The sequence below is a fragment of the Aeromicrobium sp. PFPM2_SD2 genome, from assembly GCF_057364525.1.
On the sequence record NZ_JBNFNZ010000270.1, the window covers coordinates 1 to 3558 of the forward strand.

Annotated in this window: 6 protein-coding genes; 2 read left to right on the top strand and 4 right to left on the bottom strand. The window is 72.2% G+C overall.

The window, feature by feature from the left end; all coding sequences use genetic code 11:
- The 3 genes from AC2W7G_RS11850 to AC2W7G_RS11860 all read right to left on the bottom strand — a co-directional run.
- Positions 1-519 (bottom strand): cytochrome P450 family protein (locus AC2W7G_RS11850; RefSeq protein WP_485868619.1); only part of this gene is annotated, 519 nt, incomplete at its 3' end.
- 29 nt (positions 520-548) lie between these two features.
- A complete protein-coding gene (locus AC2W7G_RS11855; protein ID WP_485868624.1) occupies positions 549-947 on the bottom strand; it encodes a DUF6328 family protein in 399 nt (132 codons plus the stop codon).
- A gap of 83 nt (positions 948-1030) precedes the next feature.
- Positions 1031-1270 (bottom strand): hypothetical protein, encoded by a 240-nt coding sequence (locus AC2W7G_RS11860; RefSeq protein WP_485868620.1) that lies wholly within the window; start codon positions 1268-1270, stop codon positions 1031-1033.
- Between the two features lie 117 nt (positions 1271-1387).
- Here AC2W7G_RS11860 and menB point away from each other — a divergent pair, with 117 nt between their 5' ends.
- Positions 1388-2224, top strand: coding sequence for a 1,4-dihydroxy-2-naphthoyl-CoA synthase (menB, locus tag AC2W7G_RS11865; protein ID WP_485868621.1), 837 nt, complete (start codon positions 1388-1390; stop codon positions 2222-2224).
- Between the two features lie 87 nt (positions 2225-2311).
- Here the strand turns inward: menB and AC2W7G_RS11870 are convergent, their stop codons facing one another.
- On the bottom strand, positions 2312-2953 hold the full coding sequence (locus AC2W7G_RS11870) for an NAD(P)-dependent oxidoreductase (RefSeq protein ID WP_485868622.1): 642 nt from the start codon (positions 2951-2953) through the stop codon (positions 2312-2314).
- Positions 2954-3031: 78 nt separating this feature from the next.
- On the opposite strand from AC2W7G_RS11870, the gene AC2W7G_RS11875 reads away from it, so the two are divergent.
- Positions 3032-3558 (top strand): AraC family ligand binding domain-containing protein (locus tag AC2W7G_RS11875; RefSeq protein WP_485868623.1); only part of this gene is annotated, 527 nt, incomplete at its 3' end.

A 3558-nucleotide genomic window follows, 5' to 3' on the forward strand; every position in this document is an offset into this window, starting at 1 on the left:
CACGTGGCCGCGCAGGCCGGCGTTGCCGAAGCCGTCGACCATGAGCATCATGTCGCGCGCCCGGGCGCCCAGGTCGTCGACCTCGACGCCGGCCCAGGCGGTGACGGCCTCGAGCAGCACCGAGCGGGCGGCCACGCCGAGGTCGACCTCGCCGTCCCACCCCGCGGCCCGCCGGCGCCATCCCTCCACGGCGTTGGCGCTGATCGTCCAGGCCGCCTTGGTGTCGAGCAGGGAGGTGAACAGCTGCTTGCGGTGCCGGTGGGCGTCGCCGTCGAGCGTGTGGACGGCGCCCTTGCCGAACAGGGTGCCGACCACCGGCTCAGGCAGCGCGGTGGAGCGCTCCAGGCCGGGCGTTTCGTAGAAGAACCGCACCGCGTCCGCGCCGCTGATCGAGACGGCGCGCGAGCCGAGCAGCCGCGTGCGGACGGTCGTGCGCGGCTCGGGGCGCAGCCGCGGCCAGAACGTGTAGCCGTCGGTCAGCGCCTGCAGGGAACGGTCGAGCGGGGCGGACGTCGTCATGCCCGGCAGGTGCCCACTGCCGCGTCCGGCTAATCGCGAGCGGTCCGCCGGCGCAGCGCGGGGACGGCGACCCAGCCCACGAGCAGGCCGGCGACCAGGACCGTGGTGAAGCCCCACGCGACCGCGGCCGCGAACACGAAGTCCAGGATCAGCCAGACCGCGCCGATGTTGGCCAGGGCCATGGCGACGAGCCCGGCCCGGGCGACCGCGTCGGCCGTCTCGACCAGCCAGGGCCGCTGCCCACGGCGGAACAGCGCCCGGTGGAGCGCGACCGGCGTGAGCAGCAGCAGGGTGGCGACGACGGCGCAGCCCAGGACGCACCCGTACACGACGCGCGAGTGCGACGGGACGTCCTCGAAGGCGTCGCTGAACGGCAGGGTCAGCAGGAAGCCGGTGAGGATCTGCACGCCGGTCTGGGCGACGCGCAGCTCCTAAGCAGCTCCTCCCAGTTCTCGTCCAGGCGGCGCGAGGACGACGGGTGCGGACTGCCGCCGTCGTCGTCACCCACGGGTCAGCCCTGCGGCGACGTGTTGTCGGTGCCTCCCAGCTCCTTGAGGAAGCGGTGGGCGGTGTGGGCCCGCTCGGAGTCCTGCTGCTGCACCGTCTCGAAGAACTCGGCGATGTCGTCGCGGCCCGCGGTGCGCGCGTCGCGCACGTACTGGCCGTAGTCGTGCCCGGCCTTCAGCGAGTGGTACTGCACCGAGATCAGGTCGAAGGTGACGTCGTCGAATCCGGTCTCACCGGTGGCCATGGTGGTGCTCCTTCCGTAGGACGAACCGGTCGTCAGGCAGGTGCCCACTTTCCCCGCGTCCTGAACATCGCGGCCCCCAGCGGGGCGGCGGACGGCGCGAGGGGCAGAATCGGGCGCATGACCGAGACTGCTGACATCGTCTGGAGCTCCCGCGGCGAGTTCGAGGACATCCTCTACGACGTCACCGACGACGGGATCGCCAAGATCACGATCAACCGGCCCGAGGTGCACAACGCCTTCCGGCCGCAGACGCTGATCGAGATCATGGAGGCGCTCACCGACGCCCGCGAGGACGAGTCGGTCGGCGTCATCATCCTCACCGGCGCGGGCGGACGCGCGTTCTGCTCCGGCGGCGACCAGCGCGTGCGCGGCGACAGCGGCTACAAGACCGACGAGAAGGCGACCGGCCGCTTCCACGTCACCGACCTGCAGGTCATGATGCGCCGCTGCCCGAAGCCGATCATCGCGATGGTGGCCGGCTGGGCCATCGGCGGCGGCCACGTGCTGCACGTCGTGTGCGACCTGACGATCGCCGCCGACAACGCCCGCTTCGGCCAGACCGGCCCCAAGGTCGGCTCGTTCGACGGCGGCTTCGGCGCCAGCGTCCTGCGCGACCTGGTCGGCCCGAAGAAGGCCAAGGAGATCTGGATGCTGTGCCGTCAGTACGACGCGCAGGAGGCCCTCGAGATGGGCCTGGTCAACAAGGTCGTCCCGCTGGAGGACCTGGAGAAGGAGACCGTGCAGTGGGCGCGCGAGATGCTCGCGAACAGCCCGTGGGCGCTGCGCCTGGTCAAGCTGAGCTTCAACGCGGCCGAGGACGGCTACGCGGGCATGCAGCAGCTGGCCCACGACGCGAACCTGCTGTTCTACGGCACCGCCGAGGCGGCCGAGGGGCGCGAGGCGTTCAAGGCCAAGCGCAAGCCCGACTTCGAGCAGTTCCCCCGCCGCGCCTGAGCGGCACCTCCCCGCTGAGCGTGACGTTCGGTACGCCGCCGTCGGCGTGTCGCGTGCAGGACGTCACGCTCAGCGCGTGGGGGAGGGTCAGTAGCCGACGGTGAACCGGCGACCGCGGTGGTTCGCCTGCTCGACCTCGTCGACGATCGCGAGCGCGAGGTCGTCCGCGCCGAGCGTGGACGTGCCGTCGTCGGCGACCACGAGCACGTCGCCGCCGGTGCGGTACGTGCCCCGGCGCTCGACCGGCGCGTAGGCGCCGAAGCCGCCGGCGGGGGAGACGTAGAACCAGTCCAGTCCCTCGCCGTTCGCCTCGAGCCACTCCAGCACCCGCGCGTGGGCGGACGCCTCGGGCTTGAACGCGTCCGGGAAGTCCGGGGTGTCGATGACCCGCGGGCCGCCCTCGGCGACGAACGAGCTGCCGGCGCCGCCGACGAACGCCAGCGTGCCGCCGTTCTCCTTCACCGCCGCGGCGATGCCGGGGGTGAGCTCGTCGAGGTTCGGGCCCTCGGGCAGGTCCGCGTGGGTGGCGACCAGCAGGACGTCCGCCTGCGCGGCCTTGGCCACGGTGGCCTCGTCCTGGATGGAGCCGGTCTCGTACGTGACGCCGTCGACCCGCTGGTCGGGCAGGCTGCGGCTGTAGGACGTGACCTGGTGGCCGCGGGACACGGCCTCGCGGACGACCGCCGACCCGGCGTAGCCGGTGCCGCCGATGACGCTGATGCTGCTCATGGAGCTCCTCTCGTGGTGGGTTGCATCGTCAATCTAGGCTCGCCGTGCCGCGTCTTCACGGTCGAGGAGGGTCATTCCATGGTCGATGTGCGACAGATCGCCGACGTCGGGTATGCCCCGCCTGCGTCCGTGACGACCTCCCTGGAGGCGCTGTCGCTCGCGGCCCTGCGCCGCCGGGCCGGGGGCGGCATCACGCCCGGGGCGCAGCGGCTGGACTTCCACGTGCTCATGGCGGTGACCGCGGGACGCTCGACGCACATGGTCGACTTCGAGACGCTCGCGCTGGAGCCGGGCACGGTGCTGTGGATCCGTCCGGGCCAGGTGCACGGCTGGGGCGACATGGACGCCTACGAGGCCCACCTCGTGCTCGGCGCGCGCGACGCCCTCGACGCGGTGCGCGAGGTCTCGGCCTGGGTGAGCGATCCGTTCGCGCCCGTGCGCTGGCGGCTTGACCCCGGGCACCCCGGCCATCGCCGCCGTCGTCGACGTCGCGACCAGGGTCTGGATACTGCGCTCCTTGAAGGCGTCCAGAGCGCGCTGTGCGCGAGGGGCGTCGCGAAAGTGCATTCCGACTCCGGCCGAGAACGTGCTCTGCACCAAGTCGT